Below are 19,309 nucleotides of genomic sequence, written 5' to 3' on the forward strand. Positions count from 1 at the left end.
AAAAAAGCTATAAAAACATTATTGAGAAGTTAAATAAATTTGATATCAGAAATTAAATGCTGGGTCAAGTATTATCTTTTTCTACCTTTTTTCGAGGGAAAAGCATAAATAAAGAAGCTACCAAATGCAATACTTATTAAACCAATAAAATAACTAAATGGATTAAACACAGGCAGTATTGAGGAGATAAATTTCACCAGGTTTTCCTGCCCAATGGCAAAGAAGATAAGAGCTGCCATAATAAACAGCATTCCAATCACTTTAATTGCAAGAGGGTGTTTGGAGGCTTTGGCCGATAAAAGAAGAATGATTCCCAAAAAAAGACGCACCACGATAGCAGTAATATACACCCATTTTTGTTCTTTATTGTGATCTATAAAGTCAAAAATTAATTCAGGAGCAAAGAGTAGAGATATCCCTGCAAGAATTAAAAACAATCCGAATAATTTAATAATTAACTTCATAAGCTTACAATCTTATTGTTAACACATTAGATTCAGCAATAGTGACTTCAATTTTGTTTGTAGTTTCTATAGTGGATTTTTCCGAATCCATTGCCATAATACACTGGCACCAACAGCCATGGCAGCTGCAATTCCATTGAAAAAGAAGTCGGCCATATCGAATACACGACGTGGTATAAAAACCTGAACACATTCGTCTAAAACTCCAATTAAAAAAGATAGTAGAAGGGTTAAACCTGCAATCTGAAAAACTTTGTATTTCCCCTTATACCTTTCCAGCATGGCCCGATGAATAAAAACGGTTAGCACCGAATATTCGATCAGGTGAGAACGCTCGGCCAATCCGAGACGCATAAATAGCATCATAAAAACGGCCAGAATTCCCAGAACGGTAACCGTATCATTCTTGTCCTTTGCCCTGCGAAAGGCATGTAAAATTACGGTTGTGCCAATAATAATCATGCAGAGAATAAAAATAAGTGCCTCCATATTTTCGGCTCCCAGTTTTTGCAGTACAGGGTATCCAAAAATAAGGCTGGTTAAAATGGCCAACCACACCAGGAGAACATATCCCCATAATCTTTTTTCCAATGATGATTTAAATAAAGGCATAATCTTATTTCTGTTGAATTATTCTGTAAGATAATACCCTAAAAAATAGATATCAAGCTTTTCCGCTTACTTTAGTGCAGAACTTGTTTTTTGGCTGTAAAGTCTGTCAGAGTTTTGATGCTCTGACAGATTTCTTATTTTTTCCATTGATATTGATAAGGCAACTTATAAAGAATCATGGAAAGACAAATGTCCCTAATTCATAAATGAACAATTTTGATATTTAAATTCAGCTTTCTTTTTGCCTTAACTTACTGATTTTCGTAAATTTAATAAAAGAGCGACAATCATTGAACCTTTGGTTCTTTTGAGTACTTCTGAACCTTACACCTTCTCTCCCTGTTCAACCTAAAAAATCAATTCTCATGGATATTCTTCTTATTTTATTTTCGGCAGTCGTAATCTTCTTTTTTGCAGGAGTACGCATTATTTTCGAGTACAAACGAGCCTTAAAATTCCGATTTGGCAAGTACATTAAAATTTTGAATCCTGGTTTCCGTTGGATCATTCCAATCGTTGAAACGGTAAATATTGTTGATATCCGCGTCATAACAATCAATATCGATTCACAGGAAGTAATGACCGAGGATAATGTTCCATGTAGCATAGATGGTGTGGTGTTTTTCAAAATTGATGATCCTGAAAAGGCAGTTTTGGAAGTGGAGGAATATAAATTTGCCATTATGCAATTGGCACAGGCTGCTTTGCGCGATGTTTGTGGTAAAGTTGAATTGGACACCATTCTTTCGAAACGCGAAGAGATGGGTAAAAACATCAAAACCATAGTTGAGAAAGAAACCCAGGAGTGGGGAATAATTATTATCGATGTCAAGATTAAAGATATTCAACTGCCTGAAAACATGCGCAGAATGATGGCCAATCAGGCCGAGGCCGAGCGTTCGCGCAGAGCTCGTGTAATCTTGGCCCTTGCCGAAGAGGAGGCTGCAGAAAATCTGTTATCGGCCGGAAAACTTATCGATAAATCACCTTCAGCCATTAAGCTAAGATTGTATCAAACACTGGCAAATATTGCTTCTGAAAAGAATTCAACCATATTATTCCCGTTCCCGGAAGAAGTATTGCCTCGAAATACAAAAGAGTTGGAGGTGGAAGTAAAACCTGAAAAAGTAAAAGGCAAGAAAGATAAAAAGTAAACAAATTAAGCTCCCTTTACACTTGTAAAAGGGAGCTTACAATTTTATTCGGCATTTAAACTTTTCTCTTTTGATTTAATGATTTCTATTGCCTTAAATATCAGTATAATTTCTAATAATTCTACAGGAATAATGATAATCATCCCAATAAATGAGAGGATGATGGTAAGAAAAAAGCAGGCAGCAATAATTTGTAAAACCCCGGCAAAAGTGGCAATATTACCCAAGGAATCTTTCAGCCTATGTAGTGAAACTCCATAAATAATTCCTATAATTCCGAAAGAAACTGAGGCAGCAAATAAAATAAACTCCCTTTCGAGCGCAACATAAAAAACCGAGGCAATATCATAGGCAATCAACAAAATGTTAAAACCTATCATAATTCCGGTAACAATTTTCAGCAGGTAATTTTTAAAGATTCCTCCAATCAGGATAAAACCTCTCAGAAAAAAGAGTACCGATATTAAAACCGTAACTTTTAAAATGATATATCCATAATTGCTGAAAATCATTTCTGATTCGCGATACCTGTAGTATTCGGCGGCAACTTCCAAAAATCCCAAAATGAAATAGCAAATCCCAAAAATACAGGCAACATACAACTGTTTAATCAGGAAATTGCTAGGTTTACTGGTGTCGATATCGATAAGCATGAGATTTCGAAACCAATTGGTAATCGAATCTGCTGAATTTTCATTCTTCACTCCCTGAATCATTTCCAGATCGTAATCGAGCGCATCTAATATGGCTTTTACGGTATAGCTTCTGGGCTCTACATCGCCCGATTCTATTCTCTGAATGGTGCGTACGCTGATGTTACACTTGTCGACAAGTTCTTCCTGTGTAAGTCCTTTTGCCAAACGAAGTTCAACTATTTTTTGGCCTAGTTCCGGTTGTTTCATGTGAATCATTTTTTGGTCCTATTGCAATGTTAGGGTGAAGCAGGAAACTGTCCAAAATTTCTGATTGAAATTCACCCGCCATTTACCCGCCATTTCACATTTACTACTGTAAGATAAGACTATATCGACAAAAGCACATCCATTTTAAAACCTTATAAAAAAATCCCCTGGCTGTGTACCAGGGGAAAATGAAAAGACTCTATTGCACTAGTGCATATATGTTCCATCAGGCAGTACTGTTGGAAATTTGTATTTCGGATCGGTTAGCAAAGCGTAAATTTCAGGATCTTTCTGCTGCACCAACTCTTTGGTATGTAATCTCCATTCATGGCCAATTTCATTTGACCTGTTTTCCTGTGCGCCCAGAATTGAACTCATTGCCCAATAAAAGTATTCAACGGTTTGGCAATCGGCATATCCGCAAGTTGTATCATCGTATGTATACCAGGCATTTTCAGGGTACACTTTTGGTATTTCCAAAAATTTTCCTCCTCGGGCAACATCCATGGCATTGGCCAAAACTGTTCCTTCTTCCAAACCAAAAACTTCTGGATATACCTGGCAGTGGCCTGCAAAATTAATCAGGTGCCAAACCTCTTCAATCGAAGCATCAAATTCTCCCTTTTTGCCATTTTTCACAAATTCAGGATTGGTCTCTTCATTGCCCAGATCTTGTCCTGCTGCATCATCGGGTATGTTTATTTTTTCCATATCCGATTCCGATGCCCACATAAAAAGAAAGGCATTGTTTTCCTTCATTTTATCCAGCACATCCTGGTTGTCTACTTTTCCATCTTCATCGTTATCGAGGTATTGAGCCATAACATTTGCAGCATGCAATAATTTCTTGTCCTCTACTTCTTTTACTGCGTAAATCGAAATTCCAAACACCTCTACTTTCCTGTTTACTCCTGTAAATCTGCTATCGGTGTTTGCCACTATCTTAAAATTTGGGTCGTTTCCAGCCTCTATTTTACTCACTTCATTATCCTTATCATCATCTTTATCACAAGATGTTAAAACAGTTGTTGCAACTGCTCCAAATAATAATAGACTTAACACTCCACTTTTTAAAATCGTTATATCCATGCTTTATCTTTTAATAAATTGTATATGAAAAATTATCTAATACCGGTTGATTTGATGTAATTACAGTGTTTTCCGCAAAGCCCATAATACCAACATCCATACGATCGGAATCGGACAATTTCCAGTTGTCTAAACCCTTCGCATCAATTTGTTTTCCTTCTCCTACAATGGTGTTATCGATAAATAAACTAAGTTTTTTATGACTACTACAAAACCTAATTTTAAGGCTAGCCAATTCTTTGGATTGCTTCAAAGCAGTGTATTGTACATTTATGGGATCTTCTCCCAATCTGTTAGCTATTAATTGCGCCTGTACAAATCTTTCACCTCCATTAATTGCTGCCATATTGCATTCGTATACTTTTGATGATTGCCCTGAGCTAACGGGTTTACCAACAAATATTCCAGCACCTACTTGAGCGTCTTTCCCACCGTTTGAATTCCAATAAAGAGGAATGTGAACATCAACAGAAATTTCCCATGATTTGTTATATGGCATTTGTACTTTGTACAATTTCCAGGCTTCCAAAGCTTGTGATGTGTTATTGGAGTCTGCCCTTAATTGTCCTTTTTCATTAACCAATTTAATATCTGCATTCTCCGATTCCCATCGTAAACTTTGGGTAAAATGTTCAGAAAAATTGCTGTCGAAACCATAGGTTTCCGTTTTACTAATGGTTAAAGTGCTAAAGTCGCATGCCTCCACTTCTGGTGTTGGATCATCTTCCTTACTGCAAGATGTGCAAGATCCTAATACAGCACTCATAAAAATGATTACCATTGTTAGACTTGACAATTTTTGCTTCATAAATTCTTTTTTAAATTAAACATTGCACCAATGCTCGACATCGGTCAACAAATGAACGTTCAATTTTAAAATTTATGAAACCAAAGTAGTCCAACTGCTTCTATTCGGACTTTTTTAGCATCAATTCGTACTGTTTCGGAGTAATTCCTTCCTGAGCTTTAAAGGTTGTGTAAAAGGTAGATTTTGAATTGAATCCGGCTTCTTCGGCGAGTCCTAACAAAGACAATTGAGATGATTTTGGGGTTTGGAGCAATCTTTTGAACTCTTCCACCCTGAATCGATTAATAAATTGATAAAAGTTCTGTTTGGAATGCTGGTTGATCAAGCGGGAAATCTCTTTTTCGTTCAGATTTACCGATTCGGAAAGAAGTCTAAGGTTCAATTTGGGATTGGTATACAGTTTTTGTTCCTGGATTTGATGGCACAAATTTTCGTAATCAGAAATGGCAAGTTGTAACTTTTCGGAGTGCTCCCTTACCTCCTCTTGATCGCTATCATTTTCTTCTCGAATAAATAACTTCTTTGTAAAAGTTTCTGATTGAGAAAAGCCATTGTGCCCTATCCAAAAAATCATGAAAAAGGTTAAAATGTTCGAAAAAGCGGCAAAGTAATCAATGATAAGATCATTTTGGAATGCAATGATATCTTCCACAATCCATAAAACATGAAAGGCGAAAAAAACATAAACAATAGCCTTGATCCAGTGTAAAGATTTATGCTCCAAATCTGAATAGTAGTTGTTCACCATTTCACGATGTTTTCGAATTACAAGCAATATCAGCACCAGGATGCTGATATTGAATAGGTATTCAAAGAAAATCAGTTCATGAAAATCTATTCCCAAATAAAAAATTAAATTTTGAATAATGCCTGCAGCAAATAATAATACATACCAAATTTTAATGCTGCTGTTCATACTTTGATGAATGTACAACAACAAAAAGGGGATGGTGAATAATGAGGTTTGCAGCAGAACAATATTTTGATTGATGATTGCCTGACTCAACACATCCAGCACCTCGCCGCAGAGACAGCAAAGCATTAATCCCAGGTATACATTTGCTTTTTTATTCTCCGATTTCGAGAGTAAAAACAATACTCCCAACATAAAAGCCATTGATGCTGATAGAATATCAGTTAAAGAAAAAAGGTCGAGTCCCAGTTGGAGTGGATCGTGCATAAAGGCAGATTTTATAGGTATGCTGTAATTAACAGGCAAAATTAAAAAATATTATCTGCACGAAATAAAAAATCCCCCAACAATAAAAACTGCCAGGGGATTCTTCATTCTAACTCTATTTCTAATTTATCTCTAAAATCAAGGCCGTTTGTGCCGGAACCTCGATGCTTCCATTCAACTCATATGTTTTTCCAGATAAAACATCCTTACCACTTGTTTCGCCATTTAGCATTTCGTGGTATCTACCTGTTTCCATCTGTACAGCTTCTTTGTTCTTGTTCAGAATCACCATTACTTTTCCTGAATCAGTAAATCTGAAATAGGAGTAAATTCCAAAATCCGGTGCATAATGCATCAATTTCCCTTCATGAATAATTTCATTGTCTTTTCTCCAGTTCAATATTTTTTTCATGTAGGCTTGTGCATCCTTTTCCTGATCGCTTAATCCTTCTCCTGTAAAGGCATTAATTTGGTCGCCTTCCCAACCGCCTGGAAAATCGCTGCGCAACATTCCATGGTCGCCGCCAAAATCGCTTTTCACAAGAATTTCGGTACCATAGTAAATTTGAGGAATTCCACGCATGGTTAAAGTGTAAGCCATTGCCAGTTTAAACAATTCATAATCTCTTCCCAATTGGTCGAAAATTCGCTCCATATCATGATTATCCGGGAAAATCACCAGGTTGCCAGGATCGGCATACAAGAAATCGTTGGCCAAACCTTCATACAACTTAATCCAACCGGTTCCCCAGGTTTCTTCTTTGGTTAAAGCTTGTACCATGGCATATTGCAATGGAAAATCCATTAAGCTTGGCAGGTAAGAAACGTATCCATCGTGGTTTACTTTCCCTTTTTGCCAATAAGAAACAATGGCAGGATTGGTACTCCACTCTTCACCTACAATGTTAAAGTTTGGATATTCTTCCATTACTCTCCTGGTCCATTCAGTCATAAAATCAGCATCAGGATATGGATAAGTATCCATTCGAATTCCTTGTAAGTCGGCATATTCTACCCACCAAATGGTATTTTGAATCAGGTAGGTAGCCATAAATTCATTGCGCTGATTTAGGTCGGGCATAGTTTTCACAAACCAACCATCGGCGAACTGTTTCAGATCTTCTTTCGATGCATATTTATCCTGTACAGTAGTACGTTTATGAGAGGTACGCACAAATTCCCCACCAAAGTTAATCCAGTCTTTCGATGGTAAATCCTTCATCCACCAATGCTCCGAACCACAATGGTTCACAATCATGTCCATAATCAGGCCAATGCCTAATTTTTTGGCCTCTTTCGCCAAATTGCGATATTCTTCATTGCTTCCAAATCGTTCATCAACCTTGTAATAATCGGTAGTTGAGTATCCATGATATGAAAAATTCTCCTGGTTGTTTTCCAAAACAGGATTCACCCAAATTGAGGTAAAACCCATGTCCGAGATGTAATCCAGATGGTTGATAATTCCTTCAATATCACCTCCATGACGACCCGATTTATCATTTCTGTCAGCCTGTTCAGGCATCCCATCCACATTATCGTTGTCCGGGTTTCCATTGGCAAATCGATCTGGTGTAATCAGGTACATTACATCTTTTGGGGTAAAACCAATTCGTTCCGCCGAACCTTCTTCTCTCTGCAATAGTTGGTATTTGTAGCTCACTGCCGTTTTCTTCCCCTTCTTAAAAATGATATCGAATTCACCGGCTTTTGCACGCTCATCGATCAATAAATCAACAAACAAATAGTTTGGATTTGCTACGCGACTTACCTTTTCGATGCTAACGCCATCATAATTCAATTCTGGTTTCAGGTTTGAGATATTCTCGCCATGAACCATCAATTGTAATTTTGGATTCTTCATTCCAACCCACCAAAATGCAGGCTCCAGATGATCAATTTGATCCTTTGCCAAGGCAGTGATGTTTCCTAAAAACAACACAGCCATAAATGCCAATAATAATCGTTTCATATTGTGTTTTATTTTAAAGTTTCGTAATTACATTTCACCCAATCGAAATCGGCGAAAGCTTTGGTTTTATTTCCATTCGAAGTTGCATAGAGACCCAGGTAAGCGCCCGTATATCCCCTGCTAATCAGATGATTGTTTTCCAGTGCAGCTAAAGATTTAAACTCATCTTCAACTCCCAAAGTATATTCAAATGTATAGCTATCTTTTGTTCCTGAGACTTTCAGCAGGATATCACCTTTGTATCCTTCAAGTTCTTTTTCCTCAAGCACTTTAGTAGCCGTATCGTGCGCCTTCAATGTCAGTTTTAGAAAATAGGATTTATTTCTTCTCTCCACGGTAAAGTTGATATGATTATCATCCTTTTGAAAGAGGCTCAATCCAGCTTCTACACCCTTCTCTCTGGTTTTGAAGCTCATTTTTGCCTGGTAATTGAACAAGCTTTGCTTTTGGCGAAATCCCATTAAACTGGCTCTTCCACGTTCTTTTATCACATTAGGATGCGCAAACAATCGAAGATGATCCTCACGTTCAGTAAGCGAATAGGTATTTTCCAATGGTACTCTTCTAAAATTCCATTCCAGCTTTAAGGATTCTGATTGGAAATCATCATTAAATTGTGTTTTAATCTTCTGTTTTGTATTCTCGAATGGCACTGTGTTGATTCGTTCCACTCTTCCGGTTTGCGGTGCGCATACTGGCCATTCGTATTTTATTTCCTGCCACTCGAAAGGTTCTCTTTCCCATTGTACAGGAATCAAATGCGATTCTCTTCCCATGTTCGATCGACGGTCAATATCGCCACGAATTCCCAGGGCTACCATATACCATCGGCCATCGGCCAACTCAATTAAATCGGCATGCCCGGTACTATTTACCCAAAAATCATAAGTCAAGTGCCTGCTTGAAAGAATAGGGTTTCTAGGGTTTGAAAGATAAGGACCTTTAATATCATCACTTACCGCAATCATTACTGCATGATTGAAACTTGTTCCACCTTCAGCAACCATCAGGTAATACCTTCCATCGCGTTTATACATGTGCGGTCCTTCCACCCAAACACCACCGCAGGCTCCTCTCCACAAATAATTTCTTTCACCTGTCAATTTCCAGTTTTCCATATCGATTTCCTGTAGCCAGATCTCTCCCTCTCCATCGAAATTTGGATTTTCAGGCGAATGAGTTCCTACATACCAAACTTTGCCATCATCATCGAAAAAGATATCCGGATCGATGCCAGGAGCACCTTCTAAAACATGTGGCTTCGACCAAGGACCATCAGGTGATTTTGCAGTAATGATAAAGTTCACAAAATCAGTAGGATTCTCTTTTTTATCTGGATCGTAGTACACATTGGTTGTAATAATGTAGAATGTTCCTTCGTGGTAACGGATGGTAGGTGCATGTATTCCTCCGTTTGAATTTACATCTACCAAATTAACCGCACCATTGCATTGATTTTCGCGATGCAAACCATAACCAATAAGCTCCCAATTTACCAGATCTTTGCTGTGATGTATTGGCAAGCCCGGAAAATACTCGAAAGTAGAATTCACCATGTAATAATCATCACCCACCCTGCAAATAGAAGGATCAGGAAATCCACCACTAAGGATTGGGTTTTCGAAAGTGTTTTCTTGTGCAAATAAATTTGAGTGAATCAAAATCAATGCACAAACCATGTATTTTAGCATTTTGTTCATTTATCTATCTACTTAAATCTGATTTTAAAATGGCCTGATTCAATGAGTCAGTATCATGATATTGCTTCCTCAGCTTATTTAATTTTTCCATTAAATCCTTCTTCACCAATTCATAGGCAGGATCATTGATCAGATTCATCATTTCTTTCGGATCTTTCTCGAGATCGTAAAGCTCCCATTCATCGATATCGTAATAGAAATGGATGAGTTTATGCGTTTTGGTACGCACCCCGTAATGACGTTTAACAGCATGAATTCCTGGGTATTCCCAGTAATGGTAATAAACCGCATCGCGCCAATCCTGATTGTCTCCATCGAATAATGGTAGCATGCTTTTCCCTTGCATATCGCTCGGAATTTCTACTCCTGCAGCATCAAGAAAAGTTTCTGCAAAATCGAGATTCTGAACCAAATCGGTATTTACCGTTCCCGATTTTACTTTGTTTGGCCAGCGAATTAAAAGTGGTGTTCTGAACGACTCTTCATACATGAACCTTTTATCGAACCAACCATGTTCTCCAAGATAGAATCCCTGGTCGGATGTATACACTACAATGGTATTTTCTGCCAATCCGGTCTCATCAAGATAATCCAATACTCTACCAATGTTTTTGTCTACCGATTCGATACAAGCCAAATAATCTTGCATGTATCGCTGATATTTCCAGCGAATTAATTCTTTTCCTTTTGGTGTGTTTTTCTCGAAATCACGATTAATCGGACCATAAACTTTATCCCAGGCAGCCTTTTCCTTTTCAGTCATTCGAGCCAGGTTATTTTTGTAAGCACCTTCGTACCATCCCATAAATTGCTCAAAACCCAGGCTCTTTACAATTTCAGGGTCTATTTTATTGTCATTGCTCAATCCCATGTGGTCAGAAATTCGCATCTCTGCTTCTTTGGCTGCACGTCCTCTGCCTTTGTAATCATCGAACAATGATTCTGGTTCGGTAATCAAATCAGCTTTAAAATCAGTCAGGTGTTCCATAGCCGGCAACCATTCGCGATGCGGTGCCTTGTGGTGGTACATCATCATAAATGGTTTCGATTTGTCTCGCTTACTATCCAACCACTCCAAAGCCATATCGGTAATAATATCGGTAACATAGCCATCTTCCTGAACAATCCCCTCCGGTGTTCTGAAATCGGGATTGTAATAATGTCCCTGGTCTGGCAGTACTTTCCAATAATCAAAACCTGTTGGTTGCGATTTTAAATGCCATTTTCCCAGTACGGCTGTTTGGTAACCTGCTTTTTGCAATAGTTTTGGGTACGTTTGCTGGGTACTGTCAAACACATTAATATTGTCTCTAACTCCATTCAAATGACTGTGCTTTCCGGTAAGTACAACAGCCCTGCTAGGCGAACAAATCGAATTGGTTACAAAGGCATTATTGAAAAGTGCTCCCTCATTGGCTAATCTATCGATATTGGGAGTTTTGTTTAAAACAGATCCATAGGCTCCAATAGCCTGATATGCATGATCATCGCTCATAATAAATATAATATTCGGACGTTCATGTTCAATTTTACTTGTTGATTTTTGCTTGCACCCAATGGCAAATAATGCAATTAAAATGCAAAGAATGGTTTTGTTATACTTCATGAAATCTATTTTGGACTTGTTCATTATCGGTATTGTTGCGAATTCTTATCCCAAGTAATGGAAGTCTCTATAAGTTAGCAAATTATTTTAACAGAATACCTATAGAGAAGTATGTATTGCAAGCCTGGTTTTACGATGGCATTCGTCCTTTAATGCGAACAACTGGGGATGTAAATCATGTATTTCGTCCTGCAAAAGCCACTCGACTTGTGTCAAACTTGTTTTGTACGTAAAAATGAGGTAAAATAGCAAGGAATTGATCTTCACTAACAAGTACAACAGAAATGATAATAATAGCAGCCGACAAATCGAGATTTGCTAATATCTTAAATAACAGATGGGTTCAGCACATTAGTTACTGGATATTCTACCTGCTTTTCTTTGCCGTTACCTGGGGAAGCTACGATATGAATTTCGAGAAAACCATGATGGTTGAACTTGTAAACCTACCAGCGAAAATTGCTTTGGTGTATTGGGTAATTTATTACCTGTTTCCAAAATTCCTTTACAAAAGACAAATTGGAAAATTCATTTTACTCTTTGGAATTTCCCTTATTGTTGTGGCGTTCACAACTCGTTTTACCGACAATTATATTATTCTGAAATACTACCTGAAAGAATTCGAAACACAACCTCTCTTCAGCTATGTACAAATTATACGCAGTTCAATTAATTTAGGAACTGTAATCGCCATTCCATTTATCCTAAAACTGGTCGATCATGTAAACAGAGTTCAGCAAAACGAACAACTTCTTGTAAGGGAAAAGCTTGAAGCTGAGCTGGTATTTCTCAAAAATCAGGTTCAACCACATTTTCTGTTCAATACTTTAAACAGCTTGTATTCTTTAATTCTTAAGAAATCGGATCAATCACTGGATGTCATTCTAAAACTATCCGAATTACTGCGATACATGTTATATGAAACCAACTCAAAAAGTGTTGATCTTACCAAAGAAATTGACAGTATTAAAAGTTATTTGGAGCTTGAAAAAATCCGATATGGCGATCGTATTGATTTAAGTTTTAACCTTTGGGGAGATTTGGGTTCCAACCAAATTGCTCCCATGCTGATTCTTCCTTTCATAGAAAACAGCTTTAAACACAGCACCAAAGGTTTTGATGGCAATGCATGGATTACCATTGATCTCGGAATTACAAATAATGAACTTAAATTGAAAATCGAAAATAGTGTTCCTCAGTCGAGCTCGGATCAAGAATCTATTATTGGAGGAATAGGTTTGCAGAATGTAAAAAGGAGGTTATCTTTATTATACGCCGACAAATACGAGTTAAAAATTACTGATAATGAAGATTCGTATTCGATTAATTTAAACTTACAATTGCAATGAAGATAAAGTGTTTAATTGTTGATGATGAAGATTTGGCTATTGATGTGATCGAAGAATATATCAATAGAATTGACTATTTACAATTGGAAGGCAAGTGCAAAAGTGCCGTAGAAGCTTTATCGGTATTAAACTCGAAACAGGTCGACTTGCTGTTTTTGGACATCCAAATGCCAGGATTAACAGGCATTCAGTTGCTCAAAAACCTATCCAATCCTCCAAGTGTAATATTTACTACGGCCTATTCAGAATTTGCCCTGGAGAGTTATGAGTTGGAAGCTTTGGATTATCTCATCAAACCAATTCCTTTTGGAAGGTTTATTAAGGCTATCAACCGATATTTTAAGATGAATCAGCCCCAGTTCCAGATTCCCGAAATGAAAGAAGAGATTACCTCAGAACAACCTTTTATTTTTGTAAAATCGGAGAAACGAATGGTGAAGGTTTTTCTACACGAAATCCAATACATTGAAAGTTTGCGAAACTACGTTTCCATTTACATGGAAAACGGACAGGAAATTATTACGCTGAATACCATCAGCAATATTGAAGAGAAACTGCCGGAATCGTCCTTTTTAAGAATCCACCGTTCGTTTATTGCATCCATCAACAAAATACAAAGTTATACTTCCAGCAATATCGAAATTGCAGGTAAACTGATACCGATTGGGCGCAATTACAAAAGTATGGTGGTGAGTATTCTGGAGAAAAAATCAATCCTGTAAACCGTGAACAGTAAAAGCATTCGTCTTCGCAAAATCCAACAAGCTCCCTCCGACTTTTAGACTTTTCGACTTTTAGACTTTTAGACTTTTAGACTTTAAAAAAAAGAAAGCCGCTCCATAAGAGCGGCCATCATTGGGATATCGGATTCCGAAAAAATCGGAAATCGGTTTTACTATCTTTTCTTATTTAACATATACTCTGTATTCCCAAGGCTTTAATTCCACCTCAAGCTTTTCCGCTAAATCGTGTTTGTTCGCATCTTTGTAACAAGCATAGTTTCCTGCATTTGCACCCATTTCAAGAGTTGCTTTAGTAGCTTCTTTGCTCAGGTTCAAAATTACAACAACTTTGTTTCCTTCTGCTTCACGAGAGAAAGCAAATACCTTCTCGTTCTGATCAGATGGAATGCGAACCAATTTTCCTCCTTTAACACCATTCCAAAGTGCTTTGTTGTTCTTTTTCAAAGCAATTAATTCCTTGTAGAATTCAGCCATTTCAAGATTCGACCAATCGATCTCATCCTTCTCGAAGAACTTCAAACGCTTGTTTAAACCAGCTTCTTGTCCACTATAAATTAATGGCATACCTGGCATAGTGAAAGTCAATACAGCAAAAGTTTTTGCACCTTCACCCATTCTCTCTTCAGTAGTACCATTCCACGAGTTTTCGTCATGGTTGGTTGTAAAGTTCATTAGATAAGAATCCGCTGGAAAAACTGTATCAACTTTATGGAAGAATGCTTCGATGTCGTTGGCTGTTTGCTCCCCTTTAGCGACTTTATTCATAATATGGTGGAAATCCCAACCATATCCCATATCAAAGGCATTTTCCAATAGTTCATGACCACCATCTTCAGCCAACATGAACACAGGCTTAATTGCATCCAACTCAATTCTTGCTTTCTCCCAGAATTCGGTTGGAACCATTCCCGCAACATCGCAACGGTATCCGTCAATATTTGCTTCTTTGATCCAGAATTTTAAAGACTCGGTCATGTACTTACGCATTTCCTCGTTCTCGTAGTTTAAATCAGCAGTATCGGTCCAATCGGTTCCTTCAGGAATTACGATTTCGCCTTTCTCATTCTGAGTGTACCAGTCTTTGTGCTCTTCCATAATTATATTATCCCAACCTGTGTGGTTTGCCACCCAGTCAAGAATAACATACATACCCATTTCGTGAGCTTTGTTTACCAGGTTTTTAAGGTCATCCATAGTTCCAAATTCAGGATTTACTGCCTGGTAATCCTTCACCGCGTAGTAGCTTCCCATGCTCCCTTTTCTGTTCTTTTCAGAGATCGGGTAAATTGGCATCAACCATAAAATATCAACACCCATTTCCTTTAAACGAGGCATGTGCTCTACAAAAGCATTAATGGTTCCTTCTGGAGTATACTGGCGAATGTTTACCTCATAAATATTCGCATCTCGGCTCCACTCTACAGGCTTTTCAGCCTTCTTTTCCTCAGCTACATTAGTTGAAGCCGGCTTGTTCTGGCATGATGCCAAAATTCCAGCAACCAACAATAGGCTCATTACAGTTTGAAATACTCTTCTCATTTCAATAATTTGATTAGTTATTATGATGTTTTTATTATTTCGTGAATGAGTGAATGAGTGAATGAGTGATTTAAAATTCTAATATCATTCAGTCTCCACTTAGCACACATTTCATTCTATTTTATAATTTCCAATAGTAAAATGTCGAATTCAGTATCAATGCTTACTTTTCCGTTTTTCACTTCTGTTTCTTTACCAGAATATGCATCTCTTAGCTTGGTTCCATTTTCCAATTCAGCAAGCGAAATTTCTTTCGCTCCTTTGTCCAAATCCAAAGCCACAAAAACCTGATCCTGGTATGCTCCCTTGCTAAACGATCTGCGGAAAACATAAGGGCTTTCAGAAATCATTTTGTGCACACCTGCCCCCACAGCTGGGTGATTTGCACGGAATTGCCCCAATTTTTGCCAGTGACTTAATACCGCTTGCGTTTGGGCATCATTTTCAATATCCTCCCAGTTCATAAACGAACGAAGGGTAGCATCGCCTTCTGTCCCTTCAACCAATAATGTTCTGGCCGATTCATCGCCATAATATACTTGTGAAGTTCCAGGCGATAACAATAGTTTGGTAGCAGATTCGAATGTTCTCTCTCTTTTCTGGTCAAATGGAGAACCGTCATCATGAGATGTCAGGTAGTTCAATACACCATATCCTTTTAGGTCACCATTCAGGATATCAGAATACATAGAGAATAATTCTTCGTATGACGATTGCGCATTGTACTTAAACTCAAAATTGATCAGATCGGTAAATCCATTGGCATAATAGTTCACTTTTTTATCTCCAAAATCAAAAGCAAATTTATGGCTGATATTGTAATTGTAAACCTCTCCCACAGTGTAGAAATCATTATCATCCAACACCTTGTCAGGATTGTTTTTCTTCCATTGTGCAAAGGCATATTCACATTCCTTACGAAAATCGCCCCAAACCGATTCCTCGGTATGCTTTACCGTATCAACACGATAGCCATCAATCCCAAATTCTACAATATAATCGCACAACCATTTGATGATATAATTTTTAGGAGTTCGAGGATATCCTGTACGAGCAAAAAACTCGTCCAATTCCTTCACCTCCTGATCATATCTTCCTTCTGCTTTCCATTTTTGAACCAGGCTCTCAGGAAGCTCCACTTCTTTCGTGCTTTCAGTTTTTATATCCGGAAGGTTCTTAACCAAAGTACATTCAATGGTATTTTTGTAGCTATCGTAAGTACATTGTGGCTCTGTTCTCACCCAATCGTTTTCCCAAACCGGATCTTTCCCGGTTACCGGACCAGTGTGATTGATAACAGCATCCATTACCACACGAATTCCATTGGCATGAGCGGTTTCAACAAGCTCTTTCAGATCTTCCATACTTCCAAAGTTTGGATCCAAAGCTGTCCAGTCTTTTGCCCAATATCCGTGGAAACCATAAGTGTTTCCTGTGCCTTCGTCAACTGCACCATGAATTTGCTCTGTTACAGGAGTAAACCAAATGGCATTAATTCCCAGGTCGGTAAAATAACCATCATTAATTTTCTGAATAATTCCCCTGATATCGCCACCTTCGAAGCCACGTAGCTTTCCGGTTGGTAAATTTCTTTCAAAATTCACATCATTATCCGCAGTTCCATTATTGAAACGGTCGGTTAACATGAAATATAGGTTGGCCCCTTCCCAAACAAAAGGAGTTTCTTGCTGCTCTACTTTTTTATCAACTTTAGCACAAGCCGATAATAAAATTAATACCGATGCAAAAATGCTGAATACTTTCACCTTCATTATTTCGCTAGTTTTATTGTAATTGATTGATTTTTTCCTGCCTTAAGCTCTCCACTAAATCGAAGAGTATGTGAGTTTTCATCCCAGCTATAGTCTAGTTTTTTACCATGGCTGCTTACTTTCTTTGGTGCTTTTTCAATATTGTGAATACTGAATGAAATGTTTTTATCAGTGGCCTGATAATTATTTCCCAGGTCACTCACAATATCAATAGATAATTTTCCTGCCTCAAAAGTTGAACTGAATTGTAACAGTTCATATTCACCTTTTTCGTATGCTTCAGGAGTTTCACCATTATCGTTGTATACTTTTCCCTTACTTTCTTTTACCGATGCATCGTGATAGTAATGCAAATCCATATTTTTAAGCGAGTAGCCAATGGTATTTTTCATGCCATTCACCATCGGAATAAACGACCCACCTCTTACAAATACTGGAATATTTTCTTCTCTTGTCTGAATGGTATAAGATTTACCTCCCTGGTATTTTTTCTCGCTAACAAAATCGAACCAAACAGAATTTTTAGGCATATAAACCTCTTTGCTCTTCAGGCCTGCATCTGTTACTGTCGATACCAAAAATGCATCGCCCCACAAATAGGTATCAGAAATGTGCAATAGGTCTTTGTTGTCTTCTTCTTCGAAGAAAAGTGGTCGCATTAGTGGCAAACCAGTCTGGTTGTTATCAAATGCCATGTTATAAATATATGGCATCAGGCGGTAACGCAACTCAATCGCTTTTTTCGCCAAGGCCTTTGTTTTAGGCTCTCTAAAAACTGGTTCCGAAGCTACATCTTCTTGTGCGTGCGGACGGAATATTGGTTGGAAAACACCATATTGTAACCAACGGGTATACAATTCATCGTCTAAATTAGCGCCTGCAAATCCACCCAAATCGGAATGCATGTAAGAGATGCCTTGTAATCCCATCTGCAAAGAAATTTCTGTTTGTGGTTTTAAACCATCCCAGCTTCTGCTCACATCTCCAGTCCAGGGTATCATACCATATCGTTGAGAACCAACTGCTCCTGCACGCATCAGAATAAACGGGCGTTGCGTTGGAAAATCTTTCTGATATCCATCGTAAACCAATTTGGCCCAGTAATGACCATAGATATTGTGAACCTCATCGGCAGTACCATTTACATGTAGCAATTCCGCCGGATGTACTTCAGGTTCTCCAAGGTCGCCCCACCAACCGGCTACACCTTTATCGGCCAAGCCTTTGTAAATATTCCAAAACCAATCAATCGCTTTTGGCTTAAATACATCAACCAATCCGGTATTTCCAAAAAAGAAATCATATGTGTATGGATTTCCCAATGAATCAAGGCCCAAAACTCCTTCTTCAACTGCTTCATCCCAACGATCCGAAGTCGTTAAAATAAATGGTTCAGTAATCAGAATTGTTTTCACTCCCCTGTCATTCAAATCGGAGATCATCTTTTCAGGATTTGGGAATGAATCTCTGTCAAAGGCAAGATTCCCCATTTCATCCTTCACTGTTTTTCCAAACCAGTACAAATCCAGAATAATGGCATCAACCGGAATTGAATCTTTCAGAAAATGATCGATGGTTTCAACAGTTTCTCTTTGCGAGTGATATCCAAATCGGCTCGAGAAATTTCCAAATGCCCAACGTGGTAACATTGGCTGACGGCCTGTAAGCTCGGTAAACTCGAATGTAAAATCTTCCCATGTATCGGCTGCAATCACCTGGTATACTTTTCTGCCACTTATGGTTTCGTAACGAAGTGTATTGTTTTTTTGACTATCCAAATCTAAAAATCCAATGGGTGCATTATCGAAATGAACCGCATATTTCTTCGACGATATGGCAAGCGGCATGGTATAATTCATCAATTCAGAATGTGTTCCATAGCCATAATGAGCGCGATTGTACAACTGAAGACGATTTCCCCGGCGGTTCATCCCCAATACACGTGCTCCACCACCAAATAATACTTCGTCTTTATCAATTGTAAAATCGATATTTTCTGTACTGTCAGTTTTGGTATATCCTTCCTTTTCGGATATCAGGTTCTTTCCTTTATACAAATACTGAATCGAAAATGGCGACTTTGATATTTCTACAACAAGTCCTTTCGACATGTAAGCTAAAGTTCCATTTTTTTCAATCAGGCTAAGACCTTCCACTTCCGGATTCATCACCACGGCATGCGAAATCCCTTTTTCTTCTCCATTGGGTATAAATGCTGTCTCTACAATGTGTTCATTATAAAACTGAATTTCATAAGTACCATCGTTGGTTTCAACTTCTAAAACCTTTCCCTTTAATTGAGATGAACGAAACTCTCTTGTACTATTTTGCGCAAAAACACTTGTCGCTGCTGCAAGCAATACAACACATACGAATAATCTCAATCTTAATCCTTGTAATAATCTCATACTCTAACTCA

The 19,309-nt window shown here is 37.9% G+C and carries 15 protein-coding genes; 3 read left to right on the forward strand and 12 right to left on the reverse strand.

Annotation, left to right across the window (positions count from 1 at the left end):
* Positions 1-71 precede the first annotated feature (71 nt).
* Both ELS83_RS11015 and ELS83_RS11020 read right to left on the reverse strand, forming a co-directional pair.
* Positions 72-464 (reverse strand): hypothetical protein, encoded by a 393-nt coding sequence (locus tag ELS83_RS11015; protein ID WP_171595623.1) that lies wholly within the window; start codon positions 462-464, stop codon positions 72-74.
* 66 nt (positions 465-530) lie between these two features.
* The gene (locus ELS83_RS11020; protein WP_171595624.1) at positions 531-1,076 is read right to left on the reverse strand and encodes a VanZ family protein; all 546 of its coding nucleotides are present in this window, start codon (positions 1,074-1,076) and stop codon (positions 531-533) included.
* 365 nt (positions 1,077-1,441) lie between these two features.
* Here ELS83_RS11020 and ELS83_RS11025 point away from each other — a divergent pair, with 365 nt between their 5' ends.
* Positions 1,442-2,230, forward strand: coding sequence for an SPFH domain-containing protein (locus tag ELS83_RS11025; RefSeq protein WP_171595625.1), 789 nt, complete (start codon positions 1,442-1,444; stop codon positions 2,228-2,230).
* Positions 2,231-2,274: 44 nt separating this feature from the next.
* On the opposite strand, the gene ELS83_RS11030 is transcribed toward ELS83_RS11025, so the two are convergent.
* From ELS83_RS11030 to ELS83_RS11060, 7 genes are all read right to left on the reverse strand, one after another.
* A complete protein-coding gene (locus ELS83_RS11030) occupies positions 2,275-3,132 on the reverse strand; it encodes a helix-turn-helix domain-containing protein (RefSeq protein ID WP_216616511.1) in 858 nt (285 codons plus the stop codon).
* Between the two features lie 207 nt (positions 3,133-3,339).
* Complete coding sequence (locus ELS83_RS11035) at positions 3,340-4,221, reverse strand: hypothetical protein (RefSeq protein WP_171595577.1); 882 nt, start codon at positions 4,219-4,221, stop codon at positions 3,340-3,342.
* A 10-nt stretch (positions 4,222-4,231) separates the two neighbouring features.
* On the reverse strand, positions 4,232-5,029 hold the full coding sequence (locus tag ELS83_RS11040; RefSeq protein ID WP_171595627.1) for a hypothetical protein: 798 nt from the start codon (positions 5,027-5,029) through the stop codon (positions 4,232-4,234).
* 100 nt (positions 5,030-5,129) lie between these two features.
* Positions 5,130-6,209, reverse strand: a complete 1,080-nt coding sequence (locus tag ELS83_RS11045; protein WP_171595628.1) for a helix-turn-helix domain-containing protein — start codon at positions 6,207-6,209, stop codon at positions 5,130-5,132.
* 121 nt (positions 6,210-6,330) lie between these two features.
* Positions 6,331-8,181 (reverse strand): glycoside hydrolase family 13 protein, encoded by a 1,851-nt coding sequence (locus tag ELS83_RS11050; protein ID WP_171595629.1) that lies wholly within the window; start codon positions 8,179-8,181, stop codon positions 6,331-6,333.
* Positions 8,182-8,189: 8 nt separating this feature from the next.
* Positions 8,190-9,881 (reverse strand): glycoside hydrolase family 43 protein, encoded by a 1,692-nt coding sequence (locus ELS83_RS11055; RefSeq protein ID WP_171595630.1) that lies wholly within the window; start codon positions 9,879-9,881, stop codon positions 8,190-8,192.
* Between the two features lie 4 nt (positions 9,882-9,885).
* Entirely contained in the window at positions 9,886-11,487 is a 1,602-nt protein-coding gene (locus ELS83_RS11060; protein WP_171595631.1) for a sulfatase family protein, read from the reverse strand.
* Between the two features lie 284 nt (positions 11,488-11,771).
* On the opposite strand from ELS83_RS11060, the gene ELS83_RS11065 reads away from it, so the two are divergent.
* Positions 11,772-12,836 carry a sensor histidine kinase gene (locus ELS83_RS11065; protein ID WP_171595632.1) on the forward strand — a complete coding sequence of 355 codons (1,065 nt, stop codon included), beginning with the start codon at positions 11,772-11,774 and terminating at the stop codon, positions 12,834-12,836.
* Complete coding sequence (locus ELS83_RS11070; protein ID WP_171595633.1) at positions 12,833-13,558, forward strand: LytR/AlgR family response regulator transcription factor; 726 nt, start codon at positions 12,833-12,835, stop codon at positions 13,556-13,558. The genes ELS83_RS11065 and ELS83_RS11070 overlap by 4 nt, the downstream gene beginning before the upstream one ends.
* Positions 13,559-13,741: 183 nt before the next feature.
* On the opposite strand, the gene ELS83_RS11075 is transcribed toward ELS83_RS11070, so the two are convergent.
* The 3 genes from ELS83_RS11075 to ELS83_RS11085 all read right to left on the reverse strand — a co-directional run bounded on the left by ELS83_RS11075 (position 13,742) and on the right by ELS83_RS11085 (position 19,298).
* Positions 13,742-15,118 (reverse strand): alpha-amylase family glycosyl hydrolase, encoded by a 1,377-nt coding sequence (locus tag ELS83_RS11075; RefSeq protein ID WP_171595634.1) that lies wholly within the window; start codon positions 15,116-15,118, stop codon positions 13,742-13,744.
* Between the two features lie 116 nt (positions 15,119-15,234).
* Positions 15,235-16,890, reverse strand: coding sequence for an alpha-amylase family glycosyl hydrolase (locus ELS83_RS11080; protein WP_171595635.1), 1,656 nt, complete (start codon positions 16,888-16,890; stop codon positions 15,235-15,237).
* On the reverse strand, positions 16,890-19,298 hold the full coding sequence (locus tag ELS83_RS11085) for a glycoside hydrolase family 31 protein (protein ID WP_171595636.1): 2,409 nt from the start codon (positions 19,296-19,298) through the stop codon (positions 16,890-16,892). The genes ELS83_RS11080 and ELS83_RS11085 overlap by 1 nt, the downstream gene beginning before the upstream one ends.
* Between the last annotated feature and the right edge of the window lie 11 nt (positions 19,299-19,309).

Origin of the sequence: Marinifilum caeruleilacunae (assembly GCF_013141825.1) — a bacterium.
In the GTDB taxonomy this organism is placed as follows: Bacteria; Bacteroidota; Bacteroidia; order Bacteroidales; family Marinifilaceae; genus Marinifilum; species Marinifilum caeruleilacunae.

Coding starts and splice junctions, on each gene's coding strand:
- ELS83_RS11015 (WP_171595623.1), bottom strand. CDS start 464: ATGAAGTTAATTATTAAATTATTCGGATTGTTTTTAATTCTTGCAGGG.
- ELS83_RS11020 (WP_171595624.1), bottom strand. CDS start 1,076: ATGCCTTTATTTAAATCATCATTGGAAAAAAGATTATGGGGATATGTT.
- ELS83_RS11025 (WP_171595625.1), top strand. CDS start 1,442: ATGGATATTCTTCTTATTTTATTTTCGGCAGTCGTAATCTTCTTTTTT.
- ELS83_RS11030 (WP_216616511.1), bottom strand. CDS start 3,132: ATGAAACAACCGGAACTAGGCCAAAAAATAGTTGAACTTCGTTTGGCA.
- ELS83_RS11035 (WP_171595577.1), bottom strand. CDS start 4,221: ATGGATATAACGATTTTAAAAAGTGGAGTGTTAAGTCTATTATTATTT.
- ELS83_RS11040 (WP_171595627.1), bottom strand. CDS start 5,029: ATGAAGCAAAAATTGTCAAGTCTAACAATGGTAATCATTTTTATGAGT.
- ELS83_RS11045 (WP_171595628.1), bottom strand. CDS start 6,209: ATGCACGATCCACTCCAACTGGGACTCGACCTTTTTTCTTTAACTGAT.
- ELS83_RS11050 (WP_171595629.1), bottom strand. CDS start 8,181: ATGAAACGATTATTATTGGCATTTATGGCTGTGTTGTTTTTAGGAAAC.
- ELS83_RS11055 (WP_171595630.1), bottom strand. CDS start 9,881: ATGAACAAAATGCTAAAATACATGGTTTGTGCATTGATTTTGATTCAC.
- ELS83_RS11060 (WP_171595631.1), bottom strand. CDS start 11,487: ATGAAGTATAACAAAACCATTCTTTGCATTTTAATTGCATTATTTGCC.
- ELS83_RS11065 (WP_171595632.1), top strand. CDS start 11,772: ATGATAATAATAGCAGCCGACAAATCGAGATTTGCTAATATCTTAAAT.
- ELS83_RS11070 (WP_171595633.1), top strand. CDS start 12,833: ATGAAGATAAAGTGTTTAATTGTTGATGATGAAGATTTGGCTATTGAT.
- ELS83_RS11075 (WP_171595634.1), bottom strand. CDS start 15,118: ATGAGAAGAGTATTTCAAACTGTAATGAGCCTATTGTTGGTTGCTGGA.
- ELS83_RS11080 (WP_171595635.1), bottom strand. CDS start 16,890: ATGAAGGTGAAAGTATTCAGCATTTTTGCATCGGTATTAATTTTATTA.
- ELS83_RS11085 (WP_171595636.1), bottom strand. CDS start 19,298: ATGAGATTATTACAAGGATTAAGATTGAGATTATTCGTATGTGTTGTA.